The organism is Ekhidna sp. ABH4_415 (genome assembly GCF_056161305.1).
Genome location: NZ_JBSWYW010000010.1, coordinates 74,947 through 88,855, shown reverse-complemented (window position 1 = coordinate 88,855; position 13,909 = coordinate 74,947). Strand labels below are relative to the sequence as shown.

Below are 13,909 nucleotides of genomic sequence, written 5' to 3'. Positions count from 1 at the left end.
CATGGAAGCAGTGATGACGTTTGAGCTTTCGGTTGAATTTAAAGATCGATTTCAACAAGCACTGGATGAGCAGGATACTGCTTTCATTCAATCTACGTTGGATGGCGTCAACCCGGCGGATATTTCTGCTCTGCTGGACGAGTTTGATTCCGTAGAATGCAAATACGTTTTTGACTTGCTGCCCGTCGAGGTAGGAGCACGCATCCTTGAGGATCTGGAGGAAGATGTGCGAGAAGAATTCCTGAAAGAATTTTCTGCTAAAGACCTGGCCTCATTTCTGGAGTTGATGGATTCCGATGATGGGACGGATATCCTCTATGAGATGGGTGTTGCTGATCGGAATGAGGTGATTCGACAGATTGAGGATGAAGAGAAAGCTTCGAACCTGATGGAGCTTCTGGAGTATGATGAGGACGTAGCAGGTGGACTGATGGCGAAAGAGCTGATCAAAGCCAATCTGAACTGGAGTATTTCTCAGTGCATTGATGAGATTAGGATGCAGGCAGAGAATGTACAGAAGATATATTCAGTCTATGTAGTGGATGACAAAGAAAACCTGCTTGGAAAGGTGGGGATTAAAAACCTGATTTTAGGCAAAGGAGGGGCTAAAGTCGCTGATATTTATGATGATCAGATTGTCTCTGTAGAAACTTCTACTTCTGAAGAGGAGGTAGCGACTATCATGCAGAAGTACGATCTGGAAGCCGTTCCTGTAGTAAACGCCCGTGGACGATTGGTTGGCAGAATTACTATCGATGATGTAATTGATGTGATCCGTGAGATAGCAGATGAAGAACGTCAGCTGATGACAGGGGTGAGCTCCGATGTGGAAGAAGACGATACCGTCTGGAAGATTTCACGTGCAAGACTACCGTGGCTGATCATCGGAATGGCCGGTGGACTTGTGGGTGCCCAGTTTCTTGGGCTTTTTAAAGAAGAAATAATTATCGTCCCGGCACTAGCCTTTTTCATTCCACTGATCACTGCATCCGGTGGTAATGTGGGTATTCAATCTTCATCCATAGTCGTTCAGAGTTTAGCTAATCCAAACGTATTTGCAGACAGCATGTGGAAACGACTACTGAAGGTATTTATGGTTGCTATCGTCAATGGAGCCATTCTTTCGCTCATGGTTTTTGGTGCAGTCATTCTTTTCATGCGGGAGCAACCCTTGGCGGCTACTGTAGCTATCGCATTGTTTTCAGTAGTGTTACTAGCTTCTTTCATGGGAACAATCACTCCACTTTTACTCAATCGTTTTGGTGTAAATCCGGCTCTGGCTTCAGGTCCTTTTATCACCACTACGAACGATTTATTGGGTTTGGCTGTCTATTTCTCGATAGCGCACCTATTATATAATCTATGAGCACAAAAAAACGCATCCTCATCGCTGATGACATGCATGAATGTATCCTTCCTTTACTCAGGGAGCAGGGATATGAACCTGTTTACCTGCCAGTCATAGACAGGGAGGGAATTCTGAATATCATTGGAGAGTTTGAGGGCTTGATTATACGAAGTAAAACAGCTGTCAATAAAGAGCTGGTAGATGCTGGGGTAAATCTCAAATTTGTTGCACGGGCAGGTGCTGGAATGGATAAGGTAGATAAAGATTACCTGAATGAAAAGGGGATCAAAGCGATTAATGCCCCTGAAGGAAACCGGGATGCATTGGGGGAACATGCTATGGGTTTATTGTTGTCTTTGCTTCATAAAATTTCATCTGCACATCAAGAGATTAAAGGTCATAAGTGGGATAGGGATGGCAACAGGGGCATAGAGCTGAAAGGAAAGGTTGTAGGCATTTATGGTGTTGGAAATATGGGAATGTCTTTTGCTCAAAAACTACGAGGATTTGATTGTGAGATCATTGGCTTTGACAAATTCAAAGGAGCGTTTGAAGGCGGATTCATTAAAAACGTAGAGCTGGATGAGCTGATGGAGCGAACTGAAATTTTAAGTCTGCATATTCCACTGAACATTGAGACCAGACATCACTTTGATGAGGCGTATCTGCGCAGGTTTAAGAACTTAAAGGTTTTGCTAAATACGGCCCGGGGTGAAATCCTTAGAACGGACGCATTAATCGAGCTACTGGCCGATGGAACTTTGTATGGGGCAGGTCTGGATGTGCTGGACAATGAAAAGTTGCATACTTATACCGAACAAGAAAAAGCGCAATTAGATAAGCTAAATTCTTTTCCAAATGTCCTTATTACACCTCATGTGGGTGGCTGGACGTATGAGTCCTACCAGCGAATTAGTGAGGTGATTGCTCAAAAAATCAAAGAGGAGCTTTAAACCAAATTTTGTGTTTGAGGGGCAAATTCTATATATATTTGCAACATCGAAATAAGAAAAGACGAGGAAACGGCTTCATTGTGAGGCCGTTATTTTTTGTTTAAAGGGGTTAGAACAATTATGGCAGTTAATTACTATACGAAAGAAGGTCTCGACAAACTCAAAGCAGAGTTGAACGAATTAAAGACCAAGGGAAGAGCAGATATGGCAAAGCAAATTGCCGAAGCTCGTGACAAGGGTGACTTGAGTGAAAACGCCGAGTATGATGCAGCGAAAGAAGCTCAGGGACTATTAGAGTTAAAGATTTCCAAGCTGGAAAAGGTGGTTGGAGATGCTCGTATAATTGATGAGTCATCCATTGACACCTCAAAGGTCTCTATCCTATCCACGGTGAAGATCAAAAACAAAAAGAACAACATGGAGGTAAAGTACCAGCTGGTGGCCGAAGAGGAGGCAGACCTGAAGAATGGTAAGATCTCCGTTCAGTCTCCAATCGGTAAGGGCCTTTTAGGTAAGAAAAAAGGAGAGAAGGCAATTATCAAAGTGCCCGCAGGTGATATGGAATTTGAAATCCTGGACATTTCGGTCTGATGGCAAGCATTTTCACAAAAATCATTGAGCGGGAGATTCCAGCCCACATTGTGGCCGAGGATGACAACTACCTGGCTTTTCTTGATATCAATCCACTAACAGAAGGACATACCTTAGTGATCCCAAAAAAAGAGGTGGATTACATCTTTGATCTGGATAATGATACCCTGGCCGGTCTACATTTATTTGCTAAGAAAGTAGCTTTGGGTATTGAGTCTGTGATCAAGTGCGAGCGCATCGGTGTTACTGTGATGGGACTGGAGGTTCCCCACGCCCATGTTCATTTGATCCCGATGCAGACCATGGACGACATGAACTTTGCCAACATGAAGCTCTCACCGAGCAAGGAGGAGATGGCAGAGACAGCCAAGAAGATCAGCGAAGCAGTTAAGTAAATTAGAGATTAGATTCTTGAATATTTAGAACCCATCGGAAGGTGGGTTTTTTGTTTTAAAAGTCGTCCCACGACTCCAAGTCGTAGGACGACTACTTAAAGCTGTAAGCCGATTTGGAGCTAATCCCTAAATTGCTCACCATGCATGAAGAAATGATCAAGAAAATAGATGAGGTTCGTTCACTTCTAACCGACCCGGAAGACTTTGATAAAGTAGTCGCTAAATATGAAGCGGACCCCTGTGAAGAAACCCTTCGGGCAGTCATTGATCAGATGACCATTGAGATAGCAAAAGGTAGGGTAAAGGGGATGAATAAAGAGTAGGTGATCAGATATTGGCCCTCTTGAAGGTGGTTTCGAATGGAAAAAATGAAGGACTACTTCACCCTCCCTGGATTATCCGCAATAAATGACTTCCAGCTTTTCTTACCGACATCAGGAATCCCTGATTTAGAGGAATAATGATGACAAATCGCAACTGCCAATGCATCCGTGGCATCCATCAGCTTAGGTGCATCCTCAAATTTTAACAACATCTGAATCATGTTAGCCACTTGTTCCTTACTGGCGTTACCATTTCCGGTTACTGATTGCTTTACTTTTTTGGGTGCGTACTCATGAATTGGCATGTTTCTGTTCAGGGCAGCAGCCATAGCCACCCCTTGCGCACGTCCAAGCTTCAGCATGGACTGAACGTTTTTTCCAAAGAAAGGAGCCTCCAGTGCTACCTCATCAGGGAGGTATTCTTTGATTAGCTCAGTGACTCGCTCGAAAATCTTCTTGAGTTTTATCTCATGGTTTTTATACTTGCTGAGATGAATAACCCCAAACTGGATGGCACTCATTTTCTCACCTTTACAGTGGATCAGTCCATATCCCATTACATTCGTGCCCGGGTCGATCCCTAATATGATTCGCTCTTTAATCGCCACAGATGCAAATTAAGAACAACCATTCAAACTACCTTCAAAACACCTGGATCATTGGGTTGATTAAGCTGGTGTTGTTTGGAGGATGTCTCTATTTCATCACAACCAAATTCAGGGATCACTCATTCAACTTAAGTGAAACTGAGTGGCCTGACTCATTCGGAATGGTTTTGGGACTGGTAGGCATCCTAATGGTTATTAATTGGTACCTGGAGGCTTTGCGATGGAAAGTTTCACTTCAATCATTTGAACCAATAACGATTAAAATGGCCTGGCAGATTATTCTGAGTGGCCTGGCACTGAACTGGGTGTTGCCATTAACCACAGGTGACTTGCTCGCACGCATCTCGCAGCAGCAGGACAAATACCAAACCACTTCTGCTGCTATGCTCAACAGGGGGATTATGCTTTGTTTCACATTGATCCTTGGAATTTATGGCATGAGCAAGGTGGCTATGATGTATGAAATGAATGGGTGGTTCACTTGGTTATTAATATTTAGTTACCCAATCATCCGCTGGTTATTCAAAAAATCGCTCAATCGTTTTTTTGCCTATTTCAGAAACATAGATCGTAGCACCCTAATCAGGATCATTAGCCTTTCCCTTGCTCGTTATTTGGTCTTCGTCTTTCAGTTTTATTTGTTGCTTTTTGCTTTTTTACCTAATCTACCATCAGACCTTCTTCTGGCTGGAATTGGCTGGGTGTTTTTGATTCGTTCGGCGCTACCGCTGTTGTTTGGAGGGGTAGGGGTGCGGGAGGCATCCGGGATTGTTTTCTTTGAGCCTTATGTGTCGGATATTCAACTCGTCATCATCCCCATATTTTTGATCTGGATGATAAATACCGTATTGCCTTCTTTGGTCGGATTAGTTTTTGTCTTCCAATTTAGGGTTAACATTGCGCGATGATCTTTCTGATTGGCGCATTTACTGTTCTGAACATTTTCTTTTACCTGAGGCTGGCGTTCGGGTGGAGGCGAATTCCTAAGGTCTTTAAAAACGAAAGCCTAATTCCTTTCTCTGTGATCATACCTGTTCGGAATGAAGCAAACACCATTGCTCAAATACTGAAGCACCTCAGTGGTCAGAATTACCCAAAAGATCTGTTCGAGGTGATCGTGGTGGACGACTTTTCGGATGATGATACAGTGGATCAGGTAATTCAATCAAAAGACTCTTTAGACATCACCATACGATTGGTACAGCTAGAGGATGAAAGCCAGCAAGGAAAAAAACATGCACTCACTGCCGGGGTTAAAGCTGCAGCTCATGAAACGATTGTGACAACCGATGCGGATTGCTGGTTTGGTGAAAACTGGATTAGGACCTATAACAATACCTTTGATGATACCACTAATATGGTAGCTGGCCCGGTGGCTATCTTGGGCAAAGGACTATTTGCTCGTTTGCAGCAGGTGGAGTTTTCCGGACTGATGGGGTTTGGAGCGGTCACGATTTCTGAGGAAAATCCGAGCATGTGCAGTGGAGCCAACTTAGGCTTCAGAAAGCGTGCCTTTGAAGAAGTGGGAGGCTATACCAACAACCTTTTTACGCCATCCGGAGATGATGAATTTTTACTTTTCAATATCATGCGAAAGTTTCCGAATTCCACAAAATTCATGAAGTCGCAGGATGCAATCGTTAGCACTTCAGCTCATACGAAATTAAGTGCCTTTATCAATCAGCGAACCCGGTGGACGAGTAAATGGAAACACAATAAAAATGGCAAGGTGAGGATCAGTGCAGTTCTGTTCTTTCTGGATTACCTGCTGTTTTATGCTGCTGTGCTAGGTGTATTTCTGGGTTGGTTCAGCCCGCAACTGGTCGGAGGAATTGTATTCGTGCGATTTGTTGCAATGTTCTCTTATGTAGCCCCCATCAATCGGTTTTTAAAAGGAAAAGGTGCATTTTGGCCATTACTGGTCTTTCAAATTATTTATCCGCTCCATGTATTATTCATGGGCATGAATTCTATCTTTGGCTCATACACCTGGAAAGGAAGAAGATATAAATGACCGATGAGGAATTTGATATAATTGATGAGCTGTATTTCGTTACAGCTTATGCGGATTTGAAAGAAGCATCCGATTTATCTGACGCTGAGCTTAAAGAAAACCTGGTTAAAATGGCAAAAAAAGGATGGGTAAGGGTGTATAAATCCATGGATGAGGAATCGGAGTTGGATAAGCTGGATTTTGATAATGACTATCAGTCGTTCTATTATCTGGCATCCAAAAAAGGACTATTTGAACACAACTCTCAATGAAGGAAGCTTCGCTGGACATAAAAGACCTGCAATTGAATGCGCTACTTGAGGTGACTCAGGCGGTCAATAACAACCTGCCCGAAGATGACTTGCTGAAGATCTATAAGTTTACCTTGCTGGCAGATCTAAAAATTAATAAGCTGGCGCTGTATACTCAAAGGGAGGGTAGCTGGGTCTGCCGGGTGAATTTCGGAACCAAGAACAATCTGATCGGTAGTTCACTACCTGAGGAATACATGGAGCTAAAAAACCAGATGGGGTTGGTCAAAGCCTCATTTGATGAATTTGATGCGGTCTTTCCAGTGTACCATAAAAACAAGTTACTCGCAGTAGTCTTCATTGAGTCAGATTCGGAGTTAGGTGTACAAAACCGATTCCTTAATGCCCTGACGAATATTATTTTGGTGGCCATTGAGAATAAACGATTGGCCCGTCAGCAGATGGAGCAGGAAGCCTATCGGAGGGAATTAGAGATTGCCAAGAAAGTCCAAAACTTCTTATTTCCTAAAGAGCTGCCTAAAATAGAGCGACTGCAGATTGAAGCATTTTACCTTCCGCACCATGACGTTGGAGGAGATTATTATGACTACATCCAAATCGATGAGAATAAGTTTTTGGCATGTATCGCAGATGTATCAGGAAAGGGTGTGCCGGCAGCACTATTGATGTCAAACTTTCAGGCGTCTCTTCGCGCACTGGTGCGGCAGACTAAGAATTTGAAGGAGATCATTGAGGAGTTGAACCTCACGACTTATGTGAGTGGAAACGCTGAAAACTTCATCACCTTTTTTGCTGGAATCTACGATTTTAAAACGAAGGAGTTGGAGTATATCAACTGTGGTCATAACGAAATCCTTCTTAAGCATGAAGACAAGATCGAACTACTGAACGATGGAACCACCGTGCTTGGTATGTTTGATCCACTTCCGTTTCTTGAGACAAAGAAGCTTACCAAGCTTGACGAGTTTTTCTTGTTTACCTACACTGATGGGTTGACGGAAACATTCAATGAGAATGATGAGGCTTTTGAGTTTGATCGGCTACTTGAAATTATAAAGGGAGAATGCCCGGAAGATCTTTCGGTCTTACACGATCAGATTCTTAAATCGCTCAATGAATTCAAGGGGAGTAAGTCGTTTCATGATGACATTACCATGCTATCCTGCCGTATTCAAAACAAATGATGCGGTTCTATCAAACACCCTGGTTTACCAGATTGTGGTATCCATCATTGATCTGGAGCATTCCCTCACAAGATTCCATCTATCTCACATTTGATGATGGACCTACTCCTGAAGTAACAGATTGGGTGCTGGAGCAATTGAATCAAGTAGCCGCAAAAGCAACTTTCTTCTGTCTCGGTAAGCAATTGGAGAAACATCATGAAATAGGTAAACAGATCATTTCTGATGGACATCAAATTGGAAACCACTCGTACAGTCATTTAAAGGGTTGGAAGACGAAAGATGCTCATTACCTGGAAGATGTTAGGCTAGGTGAGGAGGTAATGAAAGAGGTTGGAGTTACAAATAACTTTTTCAGGCCACCCTACGGTCGAATCAGGAAAAGTCAAATAAGAAGGCTGGATCAGCGAATCATCATGTGGAGTCATCTTTCATGGGATTTTGATTCAAATCTTAATGTCAATAAATCCATTGTGCAATTGAAAAGGGCTAAACCCGGCAGTATTCTTGTCTTTCACGACAGCCAGAAGTCTTTTAAAAATCTTCAACTGATTCTTCCTGAGATTCTTTCGCATTTTCAAGCAAAAGGCTTCAAATTCGAGGCTATATTTTAGAATTTGAAGTTAGGAATTGTAAATTCTTTTCAAAAATGACATTAAAGGTCTCCTCTTGGGAGCGGTCAGACGCTTCTGAGGAAGAGGTGGGTCGATATAATAGCAGTCATTTTTGAACTGAATTCAATAAAAAAGAAAACAATTTTTTTAACCCACCCCTACCCCTCCATAGAGGGGATTTTAAGGTGTTTCCTTTTTTATTGAACTCATGATATGTAAAGCACTTTGTAGTCGCAGACAATGATAGACACACACGCACATATATACCTGGAGCATTTCGAAGAGGATCTGGATGAGGTTATCAAACGGGCACGTGAAGCAGGTGTGAAGAAAATCCTCTTGCCAAACATCGATAGCACCTCGATTGAATCAATGTTGAAGCTAGAAGAAAAGTACCCGGATGTTTGCTACCCAATGATGGGGCTGCATCCTTGCTCTGTCAATGAAGATTTTGAAAAAGAATTAAAGCTGGTTGAGGACTGGTTTGAGAAGCGATCGTTTCTGGCGGTTGGAGAGATGGGAACCGATTTGTATTGGGACAAAACCTTCTGGGAGCAACAGAAAGAAGCCTTTCACTTTCAATGTGAGCTCGCTTTGAAATACGATCTTCCGATCGTTATACATTGCCGTGAGACCATCGACCAGACCATCGAACTGGTAAGGCAGTATGAAGGTAAGGGCTTGAAAGGAGTATTTCACTGTTTTAATGGAAGCATTGAACAAGGAAAGCAAATCACCGATCAAGGGTTTTACCTGGGACTCGGTGGCGTCAGCACCTTTAAGAATGGCGGTATGGATCAGGTCATTCCGCATTTAGACCGATCCAAAATCATTCTGGAGACTGACAGTCCCTACCTCACACCTACTCCACACCGAGGCAAGCGTAATGAGCCCGCTTATGTTTCATTGGTAGCTGATAAAGTGTCTGAATACCTGAATGTGAGCAAAGAAGAGTTGGGTACATTGACCACAACAAATGCAAATGCGTTATTTTTCCCGGCTGATAAAGCAGGATGAAATACAAAATCGTAAATATCAATGAGACAGGGGAGCGGTCAGTCCTGATTATATACACAGGCGGAACATTCGGCATGATCCAGGATGAAAGTGGCTCTCTGGCTCCTTTCAACTTTGGAAAGGTGGTTGAGCGTGTGCCTGAGCTACGCCAGCTGGATATTAGGCTGACGGTGATTTCCTTTCCTACTCCTCTCGATTCTTCAAATATACTGATTCATGATTGGAAGGATATGGCCTACATCATTGAGGAAAACTATGAGCAGTATGATGCATTCGTAGTTTTACACGGAACAGATACCATGGCATACTCTGCATCTATGCTAAGCTATATGTTGGAAGGACTAAACAAGCCCGTTATTTTCACAGGTGCACAAATGCCGATTGGTTCCATCCGCTCAGATGCCCGGGAAAATCTTATTACCGCGTTGGAGATCGCTTCAGCTCATGCCGATGGGATACCGATTGTGAGTGAAGTCTGCGTTTATTTCAATTATCGCTTACTACGTGGTTCCCGCTCGCAAAAATTGAGAAGCAGTACGTTTGCTGCATTTGAATCAGAAAACTATCCGGTTCTGGCTGAGGCAGGTATAGAGATCGAATTCAATTATGCCGCTCTAGAACCCTATAATCCTAAATCTGAGCTTAAAGTGCAGAATCAACTAGATCCAAATGTGATCATCTTAAAAATATTTCCGGGCATTACAGAGCATGCAGTCAAGGCGATTCTTAGTGATCCTGAAGTAAAAGGCGTGGTATTGGAGTCATTTGGTTCAGGAAATATTATGAAATTTGACTGGTTTATTAATTGTCTGAAGAAAGCGATTGAAGAAGGAAAAATCATTTTAAATGTGAGCCAGTGTGTAGGTGGAGAGGTAGAGCAGGGGAAGTATGAGACAAGTAAAGGATTGAATCGAATAGGGGTTTTAAGTGGCGGAGACATTACTACTGAGGCTGCAATTACAAAAATGATGTTTTTGCTGGGCCGGGAAACCGATAAAGATCGGTTAAAGCACCAATTAACCCATTCTTTGGCCGGTGAAATGGATTCTGTGTGGGAATGATTGACAGTGAAAGGCCTTGATGTTGGGATAAAACTTGCATAAAGGTATTTTTCATGATTTATTTGTAGCCCGTCAAAAAGTGGCGGTCTACAGAGAGGTGGCCGAGTGGTCGAAGGCGCACGCCTGGAAAGTGTGTATACCCCAAAAGGGTATCGAGGGTTCGAATCCCTTCCTCTCTGCGATTTTTGCAGAGACATTTCTGTGGAATTCGACGATTTTTTATGAGTGGTGCGAATTTTGTGGGAATGAAAATGCAAATTTGGATTTACTAAAACTTAAATATTTAACTAAACCGAAGACTTAACTTACAAGACTGAATTATGAAAAAGTTATTGACTCTCTTAATGTTGGCAGGTGTATTTACCTTCAGTGCTACGGCACAGGGTTTTTCTGACTCTGACTCTACTGAGGTAGACTCTGCAGCTGTTGACACAGCACAGGCGGAAGAAGTATACGAAGAGCCTGTAGAAGAAATCGCTGAAATTGTTGCGCCTGTAGAAGAGCCAGCAGAATCAAAAGGATTTCACCAAGTAGTAAAAGAACAATTCATTGATGGTGGACCAACTTTCATGGGTATCGTTCTTGCATGTTTGATTCTTGGTTTAGCGATTGCTATCGAAAGAATCATTCACCTGAACATGGCATCTACAAACACCAAGAAGCTTCTTGCTGATGTGGAAGATGCTTTGAATGCAGGTGGACCTGATGCAGCGAAAGAAGTTTGCAGAAACACAAGAGGACCTGTTGCATCAATCTTCACTCAGGGACTAATGAGAATGTCTGAAGGAGTAGAGATGGTTGAGAAGTCAATCATTGCATACGGATCTGTAGAGATGGGTAAACTAGAAAGAGGAATGATCTGGATCTCACTTTTCATCTCACTAGCGCCGATGCTTGGTTTCATGGGTACAGTAATTGGTATGATCGAGGCTTTCGACGCGATTGCAGAAGCTGGTGACGTATCTCCTGCACTTGTGGCTAGTGGTATTAAAGTAGCACTTTTGACAACTGTAGGTGGTTTGATTGTGGCTGTTATTCTTCAGCTTTTCTACAACTACCTTGTTTCTAAAGTGGATTCAATCGTGAACAGCATGGAAGATGCATCTATCTCTTTGGTAGACCTTCTTGTGAAGCACAATCTTTCTAAGTAATCATCTAAATAGATTTAGACTATGGTAGATGTTGGATTATTTATAGCATACATATTGATTGGCGTGTGCGTTCTTGCTGCGGTAGGAATGCCATTGTCCAAGGCAATAGGAGATCCGGAATCCCTCAAGAAGATGGGAATCGGAGTAGGAGGAGTTCTTGTAGTTTTCTTAATCTCGTTTTTCATATCGAGTGGTGAAAATTCAGGTGAAGTATCAGAAACTACGGCCAAGCTTGTAGGCGCAGGATTGACCACATTTTACATTCTTGCGATTGGGGCTATTGCCGGAATCGTTTATACAGAAATTAAAAAAGCAGCTGAATAATGGCGAGGAATAAAGATAGAGGCACTCCGGAAGTGAGTTCAGGCTCTATGGCAGACATTGCCTTCCTTTTGCTCATTTTCTTCCTGGTAACAACCACGATTGCAAATGACAAAGGGATTTTAATGCAGCTGCCTCCTCCACCAGAACCAGATCAGCCTGAAATCGAATTTCAGGAGCGAAATATCTTCAAGATATTGGCTAACTCTAACGATCAGCTTTTGGTAGAGAATGAGCCGTATAATAAACCTTTCTCTGAGTTGAAAGAAGAGGTTAAGTCGTTTGTATTGAATTTTGGTAACCCGGATGAAGAAGGCATTGCTGTTTACAACAGTTTGCCAGGTTCACTCAAAGCCAAAGCCAGACAAAGACCAGAATCTTCAGATCATCCAAAGAAAGCGGTAGTATCGTTTAAAGCAAACAGAGGTACTAGCTACGAGCTTTACATTGATGTATTGGACGCTGTTCAGGCAGCTTACAATGAAATCTATGCTGAGCGAGTGGGTATTACTGCACAGGAGTTCCTTGAGCTGGATCAGAGCAAGGACGTGCAGAAAAGAATGTACCAGCAGGCTAGAGCGGGTATACCTAAGGCGATCTCAATTGCAGAACCTGATAAATAAGAATTACTATGTCGAAGTTTAAGAAAAAATCAAGTGCATCACAGGATATACCTACGGCAGCATTGCCGGATATTATCTTCATGCTCTTGTTCTTCTTCATGGTAACGACTGTGATGAGAGAGCAAGAGATTTTAGTAAAGCAGGTACTTCCAAAGGCAGAGCAGCTTTCTAAGATTCAGAAGAAATCATTGGTGAGTCACATCTACATCGGAGAGCCAAAGAACATTGGCACCTACGGTGAAGAACCAAGGATTCAAACCAATGATGTATTCATGGAGCCAGAAGAGTTGACTCTTTTTGTGAACCAGGAAAAGGATAAGCTTTCCGAGGCAGAAAGAGATCGAATTACCATGGCATTGAATATTGATTCTGAAGTAAAAATGGGTATTGTCTCGGATGTTGAGCAAACCCTTAGAAAGTCAAATGCTCGTAAAATTCTTTACAAGTCTTTGAAAGGCATTCAAGATTAAAATAACTTTTTCAGTATATATAAACCCTGGCCATTGGTCAGGGTTTTTTTTTGTTATTTCAGACTTTGATAGTCGTACTTCTTAAAATGGTGAATGGGCTTACTCATTCAATTGTTTCTTCTTCTCCTTAAGCCATTGCTCATATTCTTCCTTGGCTTCATCCAGCGCGTCTTCCAGTTCCTTCTTCGTGGCTTTCCTAAGCTTATCAGCTTCGTCGATTATTTTTTCGCGCTGTTTCTGTAATTTTCTGAGGGCCTTTTCAACATCTCGTTTAGCATTTTCTGCCGCTTCTTCAGAGTCTTCTTTTAATTGTTGAATTTCCTCTTCCAGTTCTTTTTTTTGTTCCTCGAAGCGTTCCAGTGCTTCTTCACGCTCAGATTCTTTCTCTTCTTGCTGTGGGTTGCATGCTATTGTCACAGCTCCAATCAAAATGTAGGTAAGGTATTTCATTGAAAATGTATTTTATTCAAGGCTTACGCACTTGCTCGTTTCGGGTTTAAAAATGGAGCCCATTCATCTCTGTAAACTCCGGTGTTCATTTTAAGAAATGTAAGATAGGAGGGTTTTACCGGTAGTTTTAATAATTTCATCCCAACTTTCTCCAGCGCATAGTCACTCTTCTTTGAGTTACATGTTTTACAAGCAGTCACTAGATTCGTCCAGGTAGATTTACCACCTTTTGATCTTGGGATCACATGATCAATGGTAAGATCTCTGGAGGTACCACAGTACTGACACCTTCCCCCATCTCTTTTGAAAATGTTGTGCCGACTCATAACCACTCCTTTATACGGAATGCTGATGTAGTATTTGATTTTAATCACGGAAGGAAACGGAAATGATTCACTAACAGATCGTAGTTGTCTGTTTTCAACTCCGGATATCAAATCAGCTTTTTTTAGAAACATTAGTAGAAATGCACGCTGTACTGAACATACGGTAAGTGGAGAGTAATCTTGATTAAGTACCAGTACAGTATTCATAA

General features: G+C 42.3%; 19 protein-coding genes and 1 tRNA gene. 17 read left to right on the top strand and 3 right to left on the bottom strand.

Annotation, left to right across the window (positions count from 1 at the left end; all coding sequences use genetic code 11):
• Position 1 precedes the first annotated feature (1 nt).
• The 5 genes from mgtE (at position 2) to ACXAH9_RS16290 (ending at position 3,610) form a co-directional block, all read left to right on the top strand.
• Complete coding sequence (gene mgtE / locus ACXAH9_RS16310) at positions 2-1,366, top strand: magnesium transporter (protein ID WP_474895914.1); 1,365 nt, start codon at positions 2-4, stop codon at positions 1,364-1,366.
• Entirely contained in the window at positions 1,363-2,301 is a 939-nt protein-coding gene (locus ACXAH9_RS16305) for an NAD(P)-dependent oxidoreductase (RefSeq protein WP_474895913.1), read from the top strand. The genes mgtE and ACXAH9_RS16305 overlap by 4 nt, the downstream gene beginning before the upstream one ends.
• A 120-nt stretch (positions 2,302-2,421) precedes the next feature.
• Positions 2,422-2,892, top strand: a complete 471-nt coding sequence (greA, locus tag ACXAH9_RS16300) for a transcription elongation factor GreA (protein WP_474895912.1) — start codon at positions 2,422-2,424, stop codon at positions 2,890-2,892.
• Positions 2,892-3,287 carry an HIT family protein gene (locus ACXAH9_RS16295; RefSeq protein ID WP_474895911.1) on the top strand — a complete coding sequence of 132 codons (396 nt, stop codon included), beginning with the start codon at positions 2,892-2,894 and terminating at the stop codon, positions 3,285-3,287. The genes greA and ACXAH9_RS16295 overlap by 1 nt, the downstream gene beginning before the upstream one ends.
• Before the next feature lie 140 nt (positions 3,288-3,427).
• The gene (locus tag ACXAH9_RS16290; RefSeq protein WP_474895910.1) at positions 3,428-3,610 is read left to right on the top strand and encodes a hypothetical protein; all 183 of its coding nucleotides are present in this window, start codon (positions 3,428-3,430) and stop codon (positions 3,608-3,610) included.
• 53 nt (positions 3,611-3,663) lie between these two features.
• On the opposite strand, the gene ruvC is transcribed toward ACXAH9_RS16290, so the two are convergent.
• Positions 3,664-4,218 (bottom strand): crossover junction endodeoxyribonuclease RuvC, encoded by a 555-nt coding sequence (gene ruvC, locus ACXAH9_RS16285; RefSeq protein WP_474895909.1) that lies wholly within the window; start codon positions 4,216-4,218, stop codon positions 3,664-3,666.
• A 2-nt stretch (positions 4,219-4,220) separates the two neighbouring features.
• Here ruvC and ACXAH9_RS16280 point away from each other — a divergent pair, with 2 nt between their 5' ends.
• The 12 genes from ACXAH9_RS16280 (at position 4,221) to ACXAH9_RS16225 (ending at position 12,924) form a co-directional block, all read left to right on the top strand.
• Positions 4,221-5,126 (top strand): hypothetical protein, encoded by a 906-nt coding sequence (locus ACXAH9_RS16280; RefSeq protein WP_474895908.1) that lies wholly within the window; start codon positions 4,221-4,223, stop codon positions 5,124-5,126.
• A complete protein-coding gene (locus ACXAH9_RS16275; RefSeq protein WP_474895907.1) occupies positions 5,123-6,232 on the top strand; it encodes a glycosyltransferase in 1,110 nt (369 codons plus the stop codon). The genes ACXAH9_RS16280 and ACXAH9_RS16275 overlap by 4 nt, the downstream gene beginning before the upstream one ends.
• A complete protein-coding gene (locus ACXAH9_RS16270; protein ID WP_474895906.1) occupies positions 6,229-6,483 on the top strand; it encodes a hypothetical protein in 255 nt (84 codons plus the stop codon). The genes ACXAH9_RS16275 and ACXAH9_RS16270 overlap by 4 nt, the downstream gene beginning before the upstream one ends.
• Entirely contained in the window at positions 6,480-7,667 is a 1,188-nt protein-coding gene (locus ACXAH9_RS16265; protein WP_474895905.1) for a PP2C family protein-serine/threonine phosphatase, read from the top strand. Before ACXAH9_RS16270 ends, ACXAH9_RS16265 begins: the two co-directional genes overlap by 4 nt.
• Positions 7,664-8,281 carry a polysaccharide deacetylase family protein gene (locus ACXAH9_RS16260; RefSeq protein WP_474895904.1) on the top strand — a complete coding sequence of 206 codons (618 nt, stop codon included), beginning with the start codon at positions 7,664-7,666 and terminating at the stop codon, positions 8,279-8,281. The genes ACXAH9_RS16265 and ACXAH9_RS16260 overlap by 4 nt, the downstream gene beginning before the upstream one ends.
• 240 nt (positions 8,282-8,521) lie before the next feature.
• Positions 8,522-9,298, top strand: coding sequence for a TatD family hydrolase (locus ACXAH9_RS16255; RefSeq protein WP_474895903.1), 777 nt, complete (start codon positions 8,522-8,524; stop codon positions 9,296-9,298).
• Positions 9,295-10,359: an asparaginase gene (locus ACXAH9_RS16250; protein ID WP_474895902.1), complete on the top strand. Its 1,065-nt coding sequence runs from the start codon at positions 9,295-9,297 to the stop codon at positions 10,357-10,359. Before ACXAH9_RS16255 ends, ACXAH9_RS16250 begins: the two co-directional genes overlap by 4 nt.
• A 91-nt stretch (positions 10,360-10,450) precedes the next feature.
• Positions 10,451-10,538 (top strand) — tRNA-Ser (locus tag ACXAH9_RS16245).
• A gap of 141 nt (positions 10,539-10,679) precedes the next feature.
• On the top strand, positions 10,680-11,510 hold the full coding sequence (locus ACXAH9_RS16240) for a MotA/TolQ/ExbB proton channel family protein (protein WP_349567589.1): 831 nt from the start codon (positions 10,680-10,682) through the stop codon (positions 11,508-11,510).
• A gap of 21 nt (positions 11,511-11,531) precedes the next feature.
• On the top strand, positions 11,532-11,834 hold the full coding sequence (locus ACXAH9_RS16235) for a hypothetical protein (protein WP_424964093.1): 303 nt from the start codon (positions 11,532-11,534) through the stop codon (positions 11,832-11,834).
• Positions 11,834-12,454 carry an ExbD/TolR family protein gene (locus tag ACXAH9_RS16230; RefSeq protein WP_474895901.1) on the top strand — a complete coding sequence of 207 codons (621 nt, stop codon included), beginning with the start codon at positions 11,834-11,836 and terminating at the stop codon, positions 12,452-12,454. Before ACXAH9_RS16235 ends, ACXAH9_RS16230 begins: the two co-directional genes overlap by 1 nt.
• Before the next feature lie 8 nt (positions 12,455-12,462).
• Positions 12,463-12,924 (top strand): ExbD/TolR family protein, encoded by a 462-nt coding sequence (locus tag ACXAH9_RS16225; RefSeq protein WP_349567583.1) that lies wholly within the window; start codon positions 12,463-12,465, stop codon positions 12,922-12,924.
• 99 nt (positions 12,925-13,023) lie between these two features.
• Here ACXAH9_RS16225 and ACXAH9_RS16220 read toward each other — a convergent pair whose 3' ends face one another.
• Together ACXAH9_RS16220 and ACXAH9_RS16215 are read right to left on the bottom strand one after the other, a co-directional pair.
• Complete coding sequence (locus ACXAH9_RS16220) at positions 13,024-13,374, bottom strand: hypothetical protein (RefSeq protein WP_474895900.1); 351 nt, start codon at positions 13,372-13,374, stop codon at positions 13,024-13,026.
• Positions 13,375-13,397: 23 nt separating this feature from the next.
• Positions 13,398-13,907 (bottom strand): HNH endonuclease, encoded by a 510-nt coding sequence (locus ACXAH9_RS16215; protein WP_474895899.1) that lies wholly within the window; start codon positions 13,905-13,907, stop codon positions 13,398-13,400.
• Positions 13,908-13,909 lie beyond the last annotated feature (2 nt).